This is a genomic window from Neisseria sp. DTU_2021_1001991_1_SI_NGA_ILE_055, assembly GCF_032342915.1.
In the GTDB taxonomy this organism is placed as follows: domain Bacteria; phylum Pseudomonadota; class Gammaproteobacteria; order Burkholderiales; family Neisseriaceae; genus Neisseria.
Genome location: NZ_CP135440.1, coordinates 142,682 through 160,128, shown reverse-complemented (window position 1 = coordinate 160,128; position 17,447 = coordinate 142,682). Strand labels below are relative to the sequence as shown.

At 50.1% G+C, this 17,447-nt stretch carries 15 protein-coding genes and 3 tRNA genes; 6 read left to right on the top strand and 12 right to left on the bottom strand.

Annotated features, from left to right (window positions below):
• Positions 1–14 precede the first annotated feature (14 nt).
• Positions 15–1,244, bottom strand: coding sequence for a multidrug effflux MFS transporter (locus RRV97_RS00695; RefSeq protein WP_315611653.1), 1,230 nt, complete (start codon positions 1,242–1,244; stop codon positions 15–17).
• Positions 1,245–1,485: 241 nt separating this feature from the next.
• On the opposite strand from RRV97_RS00695, the gene RRV97_RS00690 reads away from it, so the two are divergent.
• The gene (locus RRV97_RS00690) at positions 1,486–3,015 is read left to right on the top strand and encodes a helicase HerA-like domain-containing protein (protein WP_188214150.1); all 1,530 of its coding nucleotides are present in this window, start codon (positions 1,486–1,488) and stop codon (positions 3,013–3,015) included.
• A gap of 67 nt (positions 3,016–3,082) precedes the next feature.
• Here RRV97_RS00690 and RRV97_RS00685 read toward each other — a convergent pair whose 3' ends face one another.
• The 3 genes from RRV97_RS00685 to RRV97_RS00675 form a co-directional block, all read right to left on the bottom strand.
• Positions 3,083–4,438 (bottom strand): PFL family protein, encoded by a 1,356-nt coding sequence (locus RRV97_RS00685; RefSeq protein ID WP_315611652.1) that lies wholly within the window; start codon positions 4,436–4,438, stop codon positions 3,083–3,085.
• Positions 4,439–4,453: 15 nt separating this feature from the next.
• Positions 4,454–4,726, bottom strand: a complete 273-nt coding sequence (locus RRV97_RS00680) for an ACT domain-containing protein (protein ID WP_003680574.1) — start codon at positions 4,724–4,726, stop codon at positions 4,454–4,456.
• Between the two features lie 107 nt (positions 4,727–4,833).
• Positions 4,834–5,973: a polyamine ABC transporter substrate-binding protein gene (locus RRV97_RS00675; RefSeq protein WP_315611651.1), complete on the bottom strand. Its 1,140-nt coding sequence runs from the start codon at positions 5,971–5,973 to the stop codon at positions 4,834–4,836.
• Between the two features lie 328 nt (positions 5,974–6,301).
• On the opposite strand from RRV97_RS00675, the gene RRV97_RS00670 reads away from it, so the two are divergent.
• Both RRV97_RS00670 and parE read left to right on the top strand, forming a co-directional pair.
• Complete coding sequence (locus RRV97_RS00670; protein WP_003747493.1) at positions 6,302–6,838, top strand: RNA pyrophosphohydrolase; 537 nt, start codon at positions 6,302–6,304, stop codon at positions 6,836–6,838.
• Between the two features lie 68 nt (positions 6,839–6,906).
• The gene (gene parE / locus RRV97_RS00665) at positions 6,907–8,892 is read left to right on the top strand and encodes a DNA topoisomerase IV subunit B (protein WP_070823793.1); all 1,986 of its coding nucleotides are present in this window, start codon (positions 6,907–6,909) and stop codon (positions 8,890–8,892) included.
• Positions 8,893–9,091: 199 nt separating this feature from the next.
• Here the strand turns inward: parE and RRV97_RS00660 are convergent.
• The 4 genes from RRV97_RS00660 to RRV97_RS00645 all read right to left on the bottom strand — a co-directional run bounded on the left by RRV97_RS00660 (position 9,092) and on the right by RRV97_RS00645 (position 10,654).
• Positions 9,092–9,168 (bottom strand) — tRNA-Asp (locus RRV97_RS00660).
• A gap of 33 nt (positions 9,169–9,201) precedes the next feature.
• A tRNA-Val gene (locus RRV97_RS00655) sits at positions 9,202–9,277 on the bottom strand.
• A gap of 125 nt (positions 9,278–9,402) precedes the next feature.
• A complete protein-coding gene (ribA, locus tag RRV97_RS00650; protein WP_003685106.1) occupies positions 9,403–9,996 on the bottom strand; it encodes a GTP cyclohydrolase II in 594 nt (197 codons plus the stop codon).
• Complete coding sequence (locus RRV97_RS00645) at positions 9,989–10,654, bottom strand: hypothetical protein (protein ID WP_314598343.1); 666 nt, start codon at positions 10,652–10,654, stop codon at positions 9,989–9,991. Before RRV97_RS00645 ends, ribA begins: the two co-directional genes overlap by 8 nt.
• 161 nt (positions 10,655–10,815) lie before the next feature.
• On the opposite strand from RRV97_RS00645, the gene RRV97_RS00640 reads away from it, so the two are divergent.
• Together RRV97_RS00640 and RRV97_RS00635 are read left to right on the top strand one after the other, a co-directional pair.
• Positions 10,816–10,900, top strand: a tRNA-Leu gene (locus RRV97_RS00640).
• Positions 10,901–11,056: 156 nt separating this feature from the next.
• A complete protein-coding gene (locus RRV97_RS00635; RefSeq protein WP_315611650.1) occupies positions 11,057–12,397 on the top strand; it encodes a DUF2868 domain-containing protein in 1,341 nt (446 codons plus the stop codon).
• 73 nt (positions 12,398–12,470) lie between these two features.
• On the opposite strand, the gene RRV97_RS00630 is transcribed toward RRV97_RS00635, so the two are convergent.
• From RRV97_RS00630 to grpE, 3 genes are all read right to left on the bottom strand, one after another.
• A complete protein-coding gene (locus RRV97_RS00630) occupies positions 12,471–12,689 on the bottom strand; it encodes a hypothetical protein (protein WP_315611649.1) in 219 nt (72 codons plus the stop codon).
• A gap of 266 nt (positions 12,690–12,955) precedes the next feature.
• Positions 12,956–14,884, bottom strand: a complete 1,929-nt coding sequence (gene dnaK, locus RRV97_RS00625; protein ID WP_049348822.1) for a molecular chaperone DnaK — start codon at positions 14,882–14,884, stop codon at positions 12,956–12,958.
• Between the two features lie 302 nt (positions 14,885–15,186).
• On the bottom strand, positions 15,187–15,747 hold the full coding sequence (gene grpE, locus RRV97_RS00620; protein WP_003747507.1) for a nucleotide exchange factor GrpE: 561 nt from the start codon (positions 15,745–15,747) through the stop codon (positions 15,187–15,189).
• A gap of 150 nt (positions 15,748–15,897) precedes the next feature.
• Between grpE and cysE the strand changes: the two genes are divergently transcribed.
• Positions 15,898–16,716, top strand: a complete 819-nt coding sequence (gene cysE, locus RRV97_RS00615) for a serine O-acetyltransferase (protein WP_049359705.1) — start codon at positions 15,898–15,900, stop codon at positions 16,714–16,716.
• 74 nt (positions 16,717–16,790) lie between these two features.
• On the opposite strand, the gene RRV97_RS00610 is transcribed toward cysE, so the two are convergent.
• Positions 16,791–17,381 carry a tyrosine-protein phosphatase gene (locus RRV97_RS00610; protein WP_222571455.1) on the bottom strand — a complete coding sequence of 197 codons (591 nt, stop codon included), beginning with the start codon at positions 17,379–17,381 and terminating at the stop codon, positions 16,791–16,793.
• Between the last annotated feature and the right edge of the window lie 66 nt (positions 17,382–17,447).

The following is a 17,447-nucleotide window of genomic DNA, read 5'->3' as shown; positions in this document are numbered from 1 at the left end:
AGACGGCCTGAAGGTTAAACATATTCTTTTTTATCGTTTTCCACCCAAGCCTGATGCGAGCAAACCCACAACAGTACGATACCGCACACGGTCGAGCTCAACATCATACCGGCCATCACCAAGGCGGAACCATTGTGCAGCCAAGTCGTTGCCATGCCGACCGATGCGCCGATAAGGGATTGGAATACGCCTAAAACGGCATTTGCACTGCCGCCCTCTGCGCTGAAATAGCTCATAAAGCAGGCCTGAGTGTTCGCTCCGACCAAGCCTTGCGTACCGACTGAAAACATCACGCACAGCACCAAAGCCCACAAAGGCGGCAAAGACAGCGACAACACCAAAACCGTCATCAGCAGATTGGCGGCAAATTGGACGATAATGCCCCATTTGAGGATGTTTTGCGGATGCGTACCGGTTTTCAAACGCCATGCGGTAACGCGGTTAAACGACATCATGGTAATGATATTAAGCGCAAATATCCAAGCATATTGGTTTGGTGAAACATGATACAGTTGTTGGTACACGAACGACGATTCGGTCAAAAAGGCAAACATCGAACCGAAACTGAAAGCTTGGAAAAACAAATAGCCCATCGCGGCGCGCGTTCTCAAAACACGTTTAAACCTGCCGGCCACCACGCCGAACACGTCCATGCTGATTTTGCCTTTTTGGTGCGGCTTGGGCAGGAAATACCACATCAAACCCCAAAGCAGCAGCGAATAGCAGGCCAGAAAACCGAAAATCATGCGCCAGCCGCCCAAATTCTGCAAGCCTGCACCAATCATCGGCGCCATCAGCGGCACAATCATCAAAATAATGCCGATTAAGGCAAACATCTGTGCGGCTTTGCGTCCGGAATAATAATCGCGCACCATCGCGCCGGAAATTACCACGGTCATCCCCGCACCAAACGCCTGCACGGCACGCAAGTTCAGCAGCTGCTCGACATTATTCACCATCGTCAAACCGACAACGGCGGCAAAATAAATGCTCAAGCCCACCAAGGCGACCGGTTTGCGGCCTTTAATATCCGAAACCGAACCGCCGACCACCTGACCAAACGCCACGCCAAACATAAAAAAGCTCAGGCTTTGCTCGATGCGGTGGATATCCGAACCCAGCGACTTTGCCATTTCAGGAATCGCAGGCAGATAGGCATCGACAGAAAACGGCATCAGCGCGACCAACATCGCCATCAGCACGGCCATGGTTTTTTCGCCCAAAGGGGCTTGTTGTGCAGTCATTGCGACTTTCGCTTTCGTAAAAAATATTCAAAAAACAAAGAAAACAACCGCCTTGTCAGACGGTTGCGGATTGGATGGAATTATAGCAGATTTCAACCTTGTCTAATCACTGCAAAAAAACCTTTGCAAAACTTAAGGCCGTCTGAAACTTTGCTTGGTTGAATCCCCTCGCTGCAAACGTTAAAATGCTTGTTTTTTAAGACAACACATTGTTTCACATCACGGATTCTAAGGAATAATCATGACTACATTTCAAATTGCGCGTGCCGACGGGAAAACGCTCGAAATCCAAGGCAAAATGGCCAACCGCCACGGCTTGATCGCCGGCGCGACCGGTACGGGTAAAACCGTTACCCTGCGCCGCATGGCGGAAGCCTTCAGCAGCGAAGGCGTCCCCGTATTCTTGGTCGATGTCAAAGGCGATTTGTCAGGCATTGCGCAAGCCGGTGCCAACAGCGGCAAAGTGGGCGAACGCATCGCCGAGTTTGATTTGGGCGAGCAATGGCTGCAAAGTTTCCCCGTGCGCTTTTGGGATGTTTACGGCGAAACCGGTATTCCGGTGCGCGTGACTGTTTCCGAAATGGGCCCTATGCTTTTGGCCCGCCTGATGAACCTGAACGACACGCAGGAAGGCCTGCTCAACCTCGTGTTCAAAGTTGCCGACGACAGAGGCTGGCACATTCTGGACTTGAAAGACCTGCGCAGCATGCTGAAACACGTTTCCGACCACGCTTCGGAATACCGTACGCAATACGGCAACGTCTCCGCCGCCAGTATCGGCGCGATTCAACGCCAACTGCTGACTTTGGAAAACGAAGGTGCGGAAAAATTCTTCGGCGAACCTTCCCTCAACCTGCAAGACTGGATGCAAACCGACAACGGCAAAGGCATCATCAATATCCTCAATTCCGAAAAACTGATGCGCTCACCGCGTATGTACAGCGCGTTTTTGCTGTGGATGTTGGCAGAATTGTTTGAAACCCTGCCCGAAGTCGGCGATTTGGACAAACCGAAATTCGTGATGTTCTTCGACGAAGCGCATTTGATGTTCGACAATGCCGCCAATGCACTGATCGAACAAATCGAACAAGTCGTGCGCCTGATCCGTTCAAAAGGCGTGGGCGTCTATTTCGTCACCCAAAACCCGCTCGATTTACCCGACACCATTCTCGGCCAACTGGGTAACCGCGTACAACACGCCCTGCGCGCCTTCACGCCGCGCGACCAAAAAGCGGTTAAGGCCGCTGCCGAAACCTTCCGCAGCAACCCAAATATCAAAGTTGCCGAAGCGATTGCCGAACTCGGCGTCGGCGAAGCCCTCGTTTCCTTCCTTGATGAAAAAGGTATGCCCGAGCCGGTAGAACGCGCCCTCGTCCTGCCGCCGCAATCTTCCTTGACCCCGCTTGCCGCCGAAGAGCGCAACCGCTTGTTCCAAAACGACGATTTGTATCCGACCTACAAAGACATGGTCGACAACTATTCCGCCTTTGAAGCCTTAGCCGAAGCAGACAGCCAAGCAGCCGCTGAAAAAGAAGCCGCAAATGCTGCCAAAGAGCAGGAAAAAGCACAAAAGGCCGCAGAAAAAGAAGCCGCCAATGCCGATCCAGGCATCCTCGGCGGACTGCTCGGCGGCTTGAGCGGCGGACGTAAAAAATCCGGCCAAGGTTTGGGCTACAACGTTGCCGACGCCATCGGCAGCCAAATCAACCGCCAAGTCACCAACGCCATTTCCCGCAGCGTAATGGGCATTATTAAAAATATGTTCAAATAATCAGCCTGCAAACATAAAAGGCCGTCTGAAAATCAATTTCAGACGGCCTTTTTATTCATCAATCCAATCAGTTCTTCATCGACTGCACCGGCGCAGGAATCCTGCCGCCTCGGTTGACGAACACTTCGCACGAACCTTCTTTAACCGGCATTACAGGTGCGTAGCCCAACAAGCCGCCGAACTCGACGCTGTCGCCGACGGTTTTACCGGTAACCGGAATGATGCGCACGGCAGTGGTTTTGCTGTTGATCATGCCGATGGCGGCTTCGTCGGCGATGATGCCGGAAATCGTGTGCGCGGGCGTATCGCCGGGAACGGCAATCATATCCAAACCAACGGAGCAGACGGCGGTCATCGCTTCGAGTTTATCCAGCGTCAGCACGCCTGCTTCGGCAGCGGCAATCATGCCTTCATCTTCGGAAACGGGGATAAACGCGCCGCTCAAACCGCCGACCGCGCTGGAAGCCATCATGCCGCCTTTTTTCACGGCATCGTTCAGCAATGCCAAGGCAGCCGTCGTGCCGTGTGTACCGCAGACGCTCAAACCCATCTCTTCAAGAATGCGTGCCACCGAGTCGCCGACAGCGGGGGTTGGAGCCAACGATAAATCAAGAATACCAAACGGGATATTCAGAATTTTTGAGGCTTCGCGGCCGATAAGTTCACCCACACGGGTAATTTTGAAAGCGGTTTTCTTCACAACTTCCGCAACTTCAGTCAATGTCGTTGCATCTGAATTTTCCAACGCGGCTTTTACGACACCCGGGCCCGATACGCCGACATTGATAACGGCATCCGCTTCGCCCGAACCGTGAAACGCGCCCGCCATAAACGGATTGTCTTCCACTGCATTACAGAACACGACGATTTTGGCGCAGCCGAAACCTTCGGGCGTAATTTCAGCCGTGCGTTTGATGGTCTCGCCTGCCAGCTTGACCGCATCCATATTGATACCCGCGCGCGTGCTGCCAATATTGATGGAGCTGCACACGATATCAGTGGTTTTCATGGCTTCGGGAATGGAACGGATCAACACCTCATCCGAAGGCGACATGCCTTTTTGCACCAGCGCGGAAAAGCCGCCGATAAAAGACACGCCGATGGCTTTGGCAGCTTTATCCAAAGTTTGCGCCACGCTGACGTAAGAATTGGCTTTGGTTGCCGCCGCGATTTGGGCAATCGGCGTGACGGAAATACGCTGATTCACAATCGGCACGCCGTATTTGGCAGACAGATATTTTGCCGTTGCCACCAATTCTTTGCCGACTGTAGTGATTTTGTTGTAAATGTTTTGGTTCAACACATCGATGTCGGTGCTGATACAGTCGTGCAAATCAATGCCGATGGTAATGGTGCGCACGTCAAAATTCTGGTCTGCAACCATTTTGACGGTTTCTAAAATCTCGCCGGATTGAATACTCATGGCTCTCCCTCCGACTTAAATACGGTGCATGGCTTGGAAGATTTCTTCGTTTTGCATGCGGATATCGAGCGCGAGTTTTTTGCTCTCTTCCGCAAACAAATCCAAAACCTCTTGACGCGATTTGGTGCATTTTGAAGTGTCCACCAAAATAATCATGGTAAAAAAATCGTCCATCAGCTGTTGACTGATGTTGAGAATATTGATTTGGTTTTCCGCCAAAATTTTGGAAACGTCGTACACAATGCCCACACGGTCTTTGCCGATGACGGTGATGACTGAATTGTTCATAACGCTGTTTCTCCTGATAGGATATTTGAAAAGTGTTGACAATTATAACACTCAGGCCGTCTGAAAAACTGTTTCAGACGGCCTGAGTATTCAAATTTCAATATTAATTATCGCCCTGCTTTCAAAGCCTGCCACAAGCGAACGCTGAGTTTACTCGCATCGGTTGACTTGGGAGAGACGATGAAACTTTTTTCCATCAATTCCTTACTTGGGAAAATCGATTCGTCAGAGGTGTATTTTTCATCCATTAAATCCCGCGCCGGACGGCTGGCCGGAGCATAAGTTACATAGTTGCCGTTTTTGGCCGCTGTTTCCGGGTTGAGCGTGTGATTGATGTATTTGTGTGCATTGGCCACGTTTTGTGCATCACGCGGAATCATCAGCGAATCCACCCAAATACCGACGCCGTTTTTCGGTGTCAATACTTCGATTTCTACGCCGTTTCCGGCCTCTTTGGCTCGGGTTTTGGCAATATTGAGGTCGCCGCCATAGCCTACCGATACGCAAAGATTACCGGCAGCCATATCGTCGATATAGCCCGACGAGGTAAAGCGTTTGATGTCGGGACGCACTTTTTTCATCATATCGATGGCGGCTTTGATGTCGTCAGGGTTTTCGCTGTTCGGATCTTTGCCCAAATAATGCAAGGCCAAAGGAATCTGCTCGATGGCGCTGTCGAAATAGCTGATGCCGCAGGATTTCAGTTTTCGGGTGTATTCAGGGTTGAACACCAAATCCCATTCGTTTTCAGGCAACTTGTCCGTACCCAAAGCCTTTTGAACCTGCTGCTTGTTAATCGCCAGCGTATTGATGCCCCAGAAATAAGGGACGGCATATTCGTTGCCCGGATCGACGGTTTCCATCATTTTCAACAAATCGGGATCAATATTGGCGTAATCGGGAATTTGCGATTTGTCGATTTTTTGATATGCGCCGGCTTTAATCTGGCGGCCGACATTGGCAATAGACGGCGCAACCAGATCATAACCCGACTTGCCGGTCAGCAGCTTGGCTTCCAGCGCTTCGTTGCTGTCGTAGTAATCGTAGCGGACGTTGATATGCGTTTTGTTTTCAAACGCAGACAGCGTGGCCGGATCGACATAATCCGACCAGTTGTAGATATTGAGTTTATCGGTTTGGGAAGAGGAAGTTTGAGAGGCGGAAGATTCTGCGGCGGTTCCTTGTCCGCCGCTGCACGCAGTCAAGACGAGGCTCACGATTGCCGCCGCCATCAAAGATTTTTTCATGGTTTCAGACCTTTTGTTCGGGGGGTAAAAATATTGCAGCGGTGGCAGATGCCACTTACAAAAGGGAAACTGTGGGGGCGGCCGGCATGTGTCCTTTGCCCTTGATTCAGCAAGGTTCGCATTAAACGGCAAAAAGCTTTTGAATGCAAGACCTTAAAGCAGAAAAAATTCTCCCTTTTCAGACGGCCTGAAGCTATGGTTTTATTCATAAACAACATTTTTTCAGAAACGGTTTCATGCCGTCTGGAAAAAACTGTGTGCTTATTCAGACGGCCTCAAGATTTGTCAAAACTGCCCAATTTGTGGGAAAATTGCACGATTGAATTTAATGAAGGGCGACCCCGTGTTAGACAGAGAAGGCTATCGCCCCAATGTCGGTATTATCCTGATTAACGAACGTAACGAAGTCTTTTGGGGCAAACGCGTACGCGAACATTCTTGGCAGTTTCCGCAAGGCGGCATCAAGCCGGGCGAAAGCCCTGAGACCGCCATGTACCGCGAGTTGTACGAAGAAGTCGGCCTGCTGCCGCAACATGTCAAAATTATCGGCCGCACACGCGACTGGCTGCGCTATGACGTACCCAGCCACTGGGTGCGCCGTGAATGGCGCGGTTCGTATCGCGGACAAAAACAGATTTGGTATCTTTTGCGTTTGGTCGGCCGCGACAGCGATGTCAACCTCCGCGCCTGCCATCATCCTGAATTCGACGGCTGGCGTTGGCATCAATATTGGGCGCCGGTTGACGAAGTCATCGACTTCAAGCGCGGTGTGTATTTGGGCGCATTGACCGAACTTTCCCGTTTCTTGCGCGGCATAGAAAGCTATGAAGAATTTATCCGTCGCAATCCAATAGAAAACCTATAACCCCAACGCTTTCAGGCCGTCTGAAAGCGTTGTTTTTCTTCCTTTCAGACGGCCTTTACATTATTCCTATGGCTAAAAACAATCAATACAGCGAATCCAGCATTACCGTTCTCAAAGGTTTGGAGCCGGTCAAAGAACGTCCCGGCATGTACACCCGTACCGACAGCCCGACCCATATCTGTCAGGAAGTGATTGATAACGCGGCGGACGAAGCGTTGGGCGGTTTCGCGACTGAAATTGACGTGCAAATTCATGAAGACGGTTCGCTTTCCGTGCGCGACAACGGCCGCGGTATTCCCGTCGGCCTGCACCCTGAAGAAGGCGTACCCGTAGTCGAACTCGTGTTCACCCGTCTGCACGCAGGCGGCAAGTTCAATAAAAAAGACGGCGGCAGCGCGTATGCCTTTTCGGGCGGTCTGCACGGCGTCGGCGTATCCGTCACCAACGCCCTCTCCACCCGCCTTGAGGTAACGGTCAAGCGCGAAGGCAAAATCCACCGCATCGTCTTTTCCGGTGGCGACGTCATCGAGCCTTTGACTGAAGTGGGCAAATGCGCCGTCAAAGACAGCGGCACCGAAGTGCGCGTGTGGCCGGACGGCAAATATTTCGAAAGCCCGAATTACAGCATTCCCGAACTCGAGCGCTTATTGCGCGCCAAAGCCGTGTTGTTGCCCGGCGTGCGCGTTTCCCTGACCCGTCCGGTTAAAGGCGAAGACGAAGCATACACCCAAACTTGGCACTACCCGGACGGCCTGAAAAGCTATCTGACCGACCTGATTGCCGATGCGCAAGAAGCTGTGCCTATCTTCTCTTGCGAAAACTACATTTCAGACGGCCACAACGGCGATTTCAGCATCGGCGAAGGTGCTGCGTTTGCCCTGACTTGGCTGGAAGAAGGCTCGTGCGCCAACGAAAGCTACGTCAACCTCATCCCTACTCCGTTGGGCGGCACGCACGAAGCAGGCTTGAAACAAGCCGTGTTCAACGCGGTCAACAACTTCATCAATCTGCACAACCTCCTACCGCGCGGCGTGAAAGTGCAAAGCGACGACGTGTTCGGCAAAACCGCCTTCGTCCTCTCCGCCCGTGTCCTCGACCCGCAATTCCAAGGTCAGACCAAAGACAAACTGACCAACCGCGATGCGCTGAAACTCGTTGCCGCCGTATCGGGCGACCCTTTGGAATTGTGGCTGAACCAAAACGTGGACTTCGGCAAAAAAATCGCCGAACTCGCCATCCGTCAGGCACAGGCGCGGATGCGTTCGGTTAAAAAAATCGAAAAGAAAAAAGGCAGCGGCGTCGCCGTCCTGCCCGGCAAACTGACCGACTGCGAAAGCGAAGACATCCGCGAAAACGAACTCTTTCTTGTCGAAGGCGACTCCGCCGGCGGCTCCGCCAAACTCGCCCGCGACAAAGCCACACAGGCCATCCTACCCCTGCGCGGCAAAGTGCTCAACAGCTTTGAAGTCCACCCCGACCAGCTTTTCGGCAACGCCGAAATCCACGACATTTCCGTCGCCATCGGCGTCGATCCGCACGGCATCAACGACAATCCCGATTTAAGCGGCCTGCGTTACGGCAAAATCGCCATCCTGTCCGATGCCGACGTGGACGGCTCGCATATTCAAGTTTTACTGTTGACCCTGTTCTACCGCCACTTCCCGAAACTGATTGCCGACGGACACATCTACGTCGCCCAGCCGCCGCTGTTCCGCGTCGATGTCAACGCACAAGGTAAGAGCAAACCCGCCCGTAAATTCTACGCCCTCGACCAAAACGAACTCGACAGCATTTTGGAGCGGCTGCAAAAAGAAGGTGTTAAAGAAACCGCCTATTCCATCAGCCGTTTCAAAGGCTTGGGCGAGATGAACCCCGACCAGCTCAAAGACACCACCATGCACCCCGACACCCGCCGTCTGTTGCAGGTGCAAATCCCGGAAGGCGCAGATGACGAAACACGTGACATCTTCGTCAAACTGATGGGCAAAGGCGAAGCCGCCGCCCGCCGTGCATGGATGGAAAAAGAAGGCGATACGGCAGAATTGGATATTTAATCCATTATTTCAATAGACTAAAGGCCGTCTGAAACTTTAAAAGCTTCAGACGGCCTTTTTTAAAACATAAGAAAATTAAGATTAAACAGTATTTCAATTTCAATACACTATAGTTATTTACCTGTTTCTATTTTCGCGGCTGAATTATGTCTTTAAGACAAACAAAAAAGCACTGATATAATCAGTGCTTTTTAAATAATGGCGCGGCGGACGGGGCTCGAACCCGCGACCCCCGGCGTGACAGGCCGGTACTCTAACCAACTGAGCTACCACCGCGCATCCACTGTCAAAGACAATGAAAAGGAAACTTGGTGGGTGATGACGGAGTCGAACCGCCGACATTCTGCTTGTAAGGCAGACGCTCTACCAACTGAGCTAATCACCCGATAAGCTGACATTAAATCAAAAAATCAGATTACGCGCAAGGTTTTTATTCAAATAAAAACATATCCCATTGAAAGAATATAGAATATTTTATTTAACAATAAAAATAACCGTTATGCCCGTCTATCAATCAAAAATCAAATGCCCCAATTTATCCGCCTTGGTATGCAGATAACGCTCATTTTCCACATTTTCGCCGACATGCAATGCAATCCGTTCGACCACATTAATGCCGGAATCTTTCAACGTTTGAATTTTCTCAGGGTTATTAGTCAGCAACCTGACTTCACGAATATGCAGATAATCATAAATCTGCTTGGCCAAAGTAAAGTCGCGCGCATCCACAGGAAGGCCGAGTGCAACATTGGCCTCAACCGTATCCAAGCCTTGGTCTTGCAGACGATACGCACGGATTTTGTTTATCAAACCAATGCCCCTGCCTTCTTGGCGCAAATATACGATAACACCGCGCCCTTCTTTCTGAACAGCCTGCATTGCCGCTTGAAGCTGAGGACCGCAATCACATTTCACCGAAAATAAAGCATCGCCGGTCAAGCACTCGGAATGAATACGCGACAACACAGGCAGGCCGTCTGAAACATCGCCCATCGTCAATGCGACATGTTCCTGCCCGCCCTCTTCTTCGAAGCCGTGCATGGTAAATTCGCCCCATTCCGTAGGCAAACGGCATGACGCGACAAACTTCAACGCGTTACTCATTTTCCGCTTCCTCGTTTTCAGCCACGCCCAAGAGGTTTTTCAAAGGTTCCGCCAAGGCTAATGCAAGGGCAATCCAGGCCACCAATACTTCATCAGGCGCACCGTCTTTGACATCAAACTCAGCATGTACCACGCCTAAAACCGCACCGCTGGGCATACAGACAGGAACAGAAATCTGACTCAAACCGGGATGATTGCGTTCGTCCGACAATTCACCGATTTCCTGCCAATACGCCACATTCTGGCAAACATTCATCCAGCCGCTTTGCGCCGTACGCACAGCCAAAAAAGCCTGCCCGGCCGGCTCATCGATTGGAATCACATTTTCCAACGGCACGCCCCAACGGCTCAGACGAACCAGCGACAACGCACCATCTTTCGGAAACGCAGTATAAACGGCTGCGCTTTTCAAATGCTCGGTGCGCTCGGCAACCGAGTCCAAAGCCATAAAAATCTGTTTCAGCAACCATTCATGTTCGGCATCAACATAATCCGCCAACTGCCAACCATTTTCAGACGGCCACAAAATCGAACGCTCAACCGAAGCATTGCCCATTTTAATCACAGCCTGGGCAGTCAAATAAGCAACATGTATCTCATCCGCAGGCAACTTCAAACCTTGCGTCTGCAAAAAATCTTTAATTAATAAAGCAGGCATCAGCCCTTCCTCACCAAATGGAAAGTTGAGGCCGTCTGAAAACAAACCCTGCTTTCAGACGGCCGGAATAAGTCATTATATAAGGGATAAACCGACAAATTCAAGCAAACAAGACTTTGCGCCCCCATTAATCTTGTGTATAATCCACGATTCAAATTAGTGCGGACGTGGCGAAATTGGTAGACGCACCAGATTTAGGTTCTGGCGCCGCGAGGTGTGAGAGTTCGAGTCTCTCCGTCCGCACCACACTCAAAATGAGCAGCTTTCGGGCTGCTTTTTTTACATCTATTCCACTATATACCCAAAATCAAAACTGCTTTTAATTTTTTGACCTTTGCAAAAAAGGGGTTTATTTGTGGGTATAACAGACGTTTCCATTTTATCTTTCACGGCCTATCATTTATGTTGAATCCATCGCAAAAACTTGTCGAATTGGTCCGTATCCTTGAAGAGCGTGCCTATATTTTTCCGGGAGATCCTGTACAGGCGACGGAAGCGTTGCGACATATTGACGGCGGCAATGAGGAAAAACTGATACGCCGCGCTCAAATTATCGACCGCGACAAGCATTTGAAATATGCGTTGCAACAGGTGGAGACGGGCTCGTTTTGGCTTTGGATTGTTGCGGCGACGTTGTTGTTTACGGTCGGTTTTTCCAGCACTTATCTGTTGATGGACAATCAGGGGCTGAACTTTTTTCTGGTATTGGCCGGGATTTTGGGCATGAATACGGTCATGCTGCTGGTGTGGCTGGCGACTTTATTCCTGCGTTTGAAAAATATGCACTTTATCAGCAGTCCGGCAACTTGGTTCCGTGGAAAAGACCCGGTCAATCAGGCTATTTTGCGGCTTTATATGGACGAATGGTGCAAACCACAAACGCGTTGGCTGATTGGCGCAACCTCTCACGGCCTGTGGCTTTGCACGCTGTCGGGGATGTTGGTTTCTGTTTTGCTGCTGCTTTTAGTGCGGCAATATACGTTCAACTGGGAAAGTACGCTGTTAAGCAATACGGCATTGGTGAAAACGGTTGAGGCTTTGTCATGGCTGCCGGAACGTTTGGGCTTTCCTGTTCCCGACAGTCAGGCCGTAATTGCAGGCCGTCTGAACAATCATATCGAAGATGCGCGCGCTTGGGCGGGTTTACTCATCGGCAGCATTGTCTGCTATGGCATTCTGCCGCGCTTGATTGCTTGGCTGGCTTGCAAGATTACTTTAAAAACCCTGCGCGAACGTTTGGATTTGAATCGGCCCTACTATCAAAACATTCTCCGCACATGGCAGAAGAAGATTGTTGATGCCGATGACTTTCAGGAAAACATCGTTCCCGTTTCATCCAAAATCACGCTGAACAATGCGCCTAAATGGGCTGTTACACTGGAAACGGAATGGCCTGAGCCGCTTTGGTTTTCCGGCGTTTTGGCGCAAGAGTGGATAGACAAAGGCGTAGTCGCCGGCAGAAAAGATTTGGAACAATTGGAAGCCGAATTGAAACAAACTCCGGCGCAACTTCTCATCGGCGTACGCACGCAAACTGTTCCCGATCGCGGCATTTTGCGTCAAATCAGCCGCTTGGCCGAAGCTACGGACGGCGGCGTTATCATTCAGCTTTTGAATCAAGACAGTTTCTCTGAAGATTTGGATACCAAACTGGATTATTGGCGCGATGCGCTGGCAGAAAGAAACATTGCCTGGCTGGAGCCGACCCGTTTGGCACAAGAAAAACGGCAAAGCGCTATTTGACAGATAAACCGAAGACCGTCTGAAAACTGATGTTTGGGTTTCAGACGGCCTTATTTATTGTTGAGGATTCATCTTAATGAGGTTCGTGGCGATGCTCTTGATGATGTTTGGGCTTGGCTGCGTGGTGTTTGGCTTTAGGTGCAGTTTTTTTCATTTTGTGCGGTTTGGCTTTTTCGTGGATACGCTCTTGTTTCGGATGCATGTCGTGCTTGCCATGCGCAGAAGCGACTGGAGTCAAGACCAAACCTGCAGCGGCAACCATCAAAGAGGTCATTTGAATCAGTTTTTTCATATTTATCTTCTTTCAAGAGGTTGATTTGAGGTAAAAATAAGCATTTATTCGCACTCAAGCGATGGACAAATATTAATGGCCTTGACTGCCAGCTGCTGTCAGCATTCGGCGAAATCTGTTCAAAATTCAGCAATAGAAGTATGGCGACACAATGATGTAGCAAGGTTTTAAAAGTTTACTGCCAATTTTGACAAAGCGTCTTTACACATTCCCCAAACAACAAAAAGCGCGAACTTTCGATTCGCGCTTTTTTCAGACGGCATCAATTATTTTTTGTCGTCTTTTACTTCTTCAAAGTCGGCATCTACAACGTCGTCGTCTTTCTTAGCAGAAGACTCGGCTTGTGCGCCCTCGCCTGCTTGTGCTTCGGCTTGCGCTTGAGCGTAAACCATTTCGCCCAGTTTTTGGCTGGCTGTACCCAAAGCTTCGGCTTTAGCATCGATAGCGGCTTTGTCGTCGCCTTTAACGGCTTCTTCAGCTTCTTTCAACGCAGCTTCGATTTTTTCTTTCTCGGCAGCGTCGAGTTTGTCGCCGTAGTCAGCCAAAGATTTTTTCACGGAGTGAATCAGGGCTTCGGCTTGGTTGCGTGAAGCGACCAATTCAGTCAGTTTTTTATCTTCTTCAGCGTTGGCTTCGGCATCTTTCACCATGCGTTCGATTTCTTCTTCGCTCAAACCGGAAGATCCTTGGATGGTGATGTTGGCGGCTTTGCCGGTGCCTTTGTCTTTGGCAGAAACGTGCAAGATACCGTTGGCGTCAATGTCGAAAGTAACTTCAATTTGTGGCATACCGCGTGGTGCAGGTGCAATGTCGGTCAAGTTGAACTGACCCAAAGATTTGTTGGCAGAAGCGCGTTCGCGTTCGCCTTGCAGCACATGGATGGTTACCGCGCTTTGGTTGTCTTCGGCAGTAGAGAACACTTGAGACGCTTTAGTCGGAATAGTAGTGTTCTTTTGAATCAGCTTGGTCATCACGCCGCCCATGGTTTCGATACCCAAGGACAGAGGCGTTACGTCCAGCAGCAATACGTCGCTGCGGCCGCCGCTCAATACTTCGCCTTGAATTGCTGCGCCTACGGCAACGGCTTCGTCAGGGTTCACGTCTTTGCGAGGCTCTTTGCCGAAGAAGTCTCGAACGGCTTCTTGTACTTTCGGCATACGAGACTGACCGCCGACCAAAATCACGTCGTCGATGTCGCTGGTGCTCAAGCCGGCATCTTTCAATGCGATTTTGCAAGGCTCAATAGAACGTTGGATCAAATCTTCAACCAGGCTTTCGAATTTGGCACGGGTAATTTTCATGGCCAAGTGTTTCGGACCGGTTGCGTCCATAGTAATGTACGGCAGGTTGATTTCGGTTTGCTGACCGCTGGACAATTCGATTTTGGCTTTCTCGGCAGCTTCTTTCAGGCGTTGCAGAGCCATGACGTCTTGTTTCAAATCAATGCCTTGTTCTTTTTTGAACTCGTCAATGATATAGTCGATCAAGCGTTGGTCGAAGTCTTCACCGCCCAAGAAGGTGTCGCCATTGGTGGCCAATACTTCGAATTGTTTGTCGCCGTCGATGTTGGCGATTTCGATGATGGAAATATCGAAAGTACCGCCACCCAAGTCATACACGGCGATTTTACGGTCTTTGCTGTCGCCTTTGTCCATACCAAATGCCAAAGCGGCTGCGGTCGGTTCGTTGATGATGCGTTTTACTTCCAAACCTGCGATACGGCCTGCGTCTTTAGTCGCTTGACGTTGGCTGTCGTTGAAGTAAGCAGGAACGGTAATCACGGCTTCGGTTACTTTTTCGCCCAAGTAAGCCTCGGCTGCTTCTTTCATTTTACGCAAAACTTCTGCGGAAATTTGAGGAGGAGACAGCTCTTTGCCTTGTGCTTTCACCCATGCGTCGCCGTTGTTGGCTTTGATGATTTCAAAAGGCATGGATTCGATGTCGCGTTGTACTTCTTTGTCTTCAAATTTGTGGCCGATCAAACGTTTGGCGGCGTAAATAGTGTTTTTAGCGTTGGTTACCGCTTGGCGTTTTGCTGGCGCGCCGACGAGGATTTCACCGCCGTCCAAATAAGCGATAACGGAAGGAGTGGTGCGTGCGCCTTCTGCGTTTTCGATTACTTTGGTTTGACCGTTTTCAGAAATGGCCAAACAAGAGTTGGTTGTACCTAAGTCAATACCGATTACTTTTGCCATATTATGTTGCTCCTAAATAAACTTTTCTTAATTAATAATCCTGTGGAACATTTCGTTCCGATGGCTTGTAAATAAGGTTGCTTCATTTTTTTTCAAGGCCTAATTTGAATTTTTTTTAAGATTAAATTCAAGTGCTTGATTTATTTATCCACAAGCTGTTTATTCTTTTTTCAGACGGCCCGGTTTTCATTTTCCGATTCCGGTTTATCAGAATGATTTTCCAATAGCAGAACATCGGGTTTTGAAACCGGATAAGGCCGTCTGAAAATTTTATGCTTGATAAACTTTATCAAGCGATGCCTTCAATCTTCTTTTTTCGCCACGACAACCATTGCAGGACGCAGCACGCGGTCGGCCAATGTATAGCCTTTTTTCATCACGCTGACGATGGTATTCGGCTCTTGCTCGCTGACGACTGCCTGCATCGCTTGATGTTGGTGCGGATCGAGTTTGTCGCCCGGCTGCGGGTTGATTTCTTTAATATGGGTGGCATCAAACGCTTTTTGCAGCTCGTTCAAAGTCATTTGCACGCCCATTTTCAGCGCATCGAAATTGCCGCTTTGGTCCAGCAGCGCCATTTCGAGATAATCTTTAACCGGCAACATTTCTGCTGCAAATTTTTGTCCGGCGAATTTATGGGTGTCGGCGATTTCCTGCTGATGGCGGCGGCGCAGGTTTTGCTCGTTTGCCAGACCGCGCAATTCGCTGTCTTTGAGCTGGCCTTCCAACTCGGCGACACGCGCCTGAAGTTCTTCGTAAGTCGGTTCGGCCTGTTCGGTTTCAACGGTTTCGGCAGTTTCTACGGCTGCCGCTTCTTCTGCTTCGTGTTGATGTTGTTCGTTATGCTCCGTCATTTCTGACATCCTTTTAGCGTGTTGATATTCGATGTTTCATATATAAGGCCGTCTGAAAAAACTTCAAGCATTTGAACGTCGATTATCAAATGCCTTGTTAAAAGACGTTGGAAAACGGTAAGATAGCCATCTGATTGTATTCTTCAGACGGCCTCAAACATGAAAAAAGACCATTTGAATTCAACCGATTTTAATCTGTGGCACACCATCCGCGAAGAAACCGAAGCGGCCGCCGCGGCCGAACCGATGCTGGCAAGCTTCCTGCACCAAACCGTGTTGCGCCACGATTCGCTCGATTCGGTACTTGCCTACCATCTTTCCAGCAAGCTCGGCAGCCCGATTATGGACGTGCGCGCGTTGTTTGAAATCTATCAGCAGGCTTTAAGTGCGGACACCCGCATCAGCAAATGTGTCGAGGCCGACTTGAAAGCCATTTACGAGCGCGACCCGGCTTGTGATGAATATTCGCTGCCGCTGTTGTATTTCAAAGGTTTCCACGCCGTACAGGCACACCGCATCAACCACTGGCTCTATCAAAACGGCCGCAAAACGCTGGCGTATTTCCTGCAAAACCGCATGTCGGAAGTGTTCGGCGTCGATATCCACCCGGCCGCCCGTTTCGGTCATGGTTTGATGCTCGACCATGCCACCGGTTTTGTGGCCGGCGAAACCGCCGTCTTGGGCAACAATATTTCCATCCTACACGGCGTAACGCTGGGCGGTTCGGGCAAAGAAAGCGGCGACCGCCACCCGAAAATCGGCGACGGCGTGATGATTGGTGCGAACGCTTCGATTTTGGGCAACATCCGCATCGGCAAAAATGCCAAAATCGGCGCAGGCAGCGTGGTGGTTGCCGACGTACCGTCTTCGATTACCGTTGTCGGCGTACCGGCCAAACCGGTCGGCCGCTCTTCCAAAACCCCTTCTGCCGATATGGATCAAAGCATTCAATTATCATCTACGGATTTTGTGATTTAAGTCATCTGTCATTAAAAAGGCCGTCTGAAAAAACAAATCTTTCAGACGGCCTTTTTATGTTTTGAATCTTGGCGTCAACCACGTTTGCGCAAGGCTTCCAAATGCGTTTTAACCTGCTTGACTTTCTCTTCGGTAAACAGCTTGGCAATGTTTTTCCAAATGCTGTGATAACCGTAAGGTCCATGTTGCATTTCGGCTTTTGCCTCTTCCACCGGCCAGCCTTGATAAATGATGCGGTACATTCCGGCAATCAAACCGGTACGGTCCGCGCCGTGATAACAATGGATAAGCACTGCGCCGTTTTGCTGTTGTTTTTCAATCAGGTATAGGATTTCCGCAATCTCTTTCGGCTTAATGCTCCATGACAGCAACGGACGGTTTAACAAGGTCAAACCATACGCCTTCAAATGGTCGTCATCGTTGCGGTCGAAAAAGCGCAGGTTGATCACGCTCTGAATGCCCAGCTTGACGATGGCTTCGCCATCTTCGGCAACGGGCTGCTCGCTGCGGTAAAGCTTGTCATCGATGCGATAAAGGTTGGCATCGTGTTTAATGGGTGTTGCCCACCGTTCGGGCTGAAAGGCTTGGCCGCCGTTATCCGGCGGCGCGGATAAACAGGCAACGGGCAAGCCGGAAGCGAGAAGGCACAATAAAAGACGGCGCATAAAATTCCTGTATGAAAATCAATGAGAAAACAAATATCGAAAGATTTTATCAAAACCCGTCCGGAT

Excerpts from the sequence above, each read along its gene's own strand:
- RRV97_RS00695 (WP_315611653.1), bottom strand. The coding sequence starts at position 1,244 with ATGACTGCACAACAAGCCCCTTTGGGCGAAAAAACCATGGCCGTGCTG.
- RRV97_RS00690 (WP_188214150.1), top strand. The coding sequence starts at position 1,486 with ATGACTACATTTCAAATTGCGCGTGCCGACGGGAAAACGCTCGAAATC.
- RRV97_RS00685 (WP_315611652.1), bottom strand. The coding sequence starts at position 4,438 with ATGAGTATTCAATCCGGCGAGATTTTAGAAACCGTCAAAATGGTTGCA.
- RRV97_RS00680 (WP_003680574.1), bottom strand. The coding sequence starts at position 4,726 with ATGAACAATTCAGTCATCACCGTCATCGGCAAAGACCGTGTGGGCATT.
- RRV97_RS00675 (WP_315611651.1), bottom strand. The coding sequence starts at position 5,973 with ATGAAAAAATCTTTGATGGCGGCGGCAATCGTGAGCCTCGTCTTGACT.
- RRV97_RS00670 (WP_003747493.1), top strand. The coding sequence starts at position 6,302 with ATGAAGGGCGACCCCGTGTTAGACAGAGAAGGCTATCGCCCCAATGTC.
- parE (WP_070823793.1), top strand. The coding sequence starts at position 6,907 with ATGGCTAAAAACAATCAATACAGCGAATCCAGCATTACCGTTCTCAAA.
- ribA (WP_003685106.1), bottom strand. The coding sequence starts at position 9,996 with ATGAGTAACGCGTTGAAGTTTGTCGCGTCATGCCGTTTGCCTACGGAA.
- RRV97_RS00645 (WP_314598343.1), bottom strand. The coding sequence starts at position 10,654 with ATGCCTGCTTTATTAATTAAAGATTTTTTGCAGACGCAAGGTTTGAAG.
- RRV97_RS00635 (WP_315611650.1), top strand. The coding sequence starts at position 11,057 with ATGTTGAATCCATCGCAAAAACTTGTCGAATTGGTCCGTATCCTTGAA.
- RRV97_RS00630 (WP_315611649.1), bottom strand. The coding sequence starts at position 12,689 with ATGAAAAAACTGATTCAAATGACCTCTTTGATGGTTGCCGCTGCAGGT.
- dnaK (WP_049348822.1), bottom strand. The coding sequence starts at position 14,884 with ATGGCAAAAGTAATCGGTATTGACTTAGGTACAACCAACTCTTGTTTG.
- grpE (WP_003747507.1), bottom strand. The coding sequence starts at position 15,747 with ATGTCAGAAATGACGGAGCATAACGAACAACATCAACACGAAGCAGAA.
- cysE (WP_049359705.1), top strand. The coding sequence starts at position 15,898 with ATGAAAAAAGACCATTTGAATTCAACCGATTTTAATCTGTGGCACACC.
- RRV97_RS00610 (WP_222571455.1), bottom strand. The coding sequence starts at position 17,381 with ATGCGCCGTCTTTTATTGTGCCTTCTCGCTTCCGGCTTGCCCGTTGCC.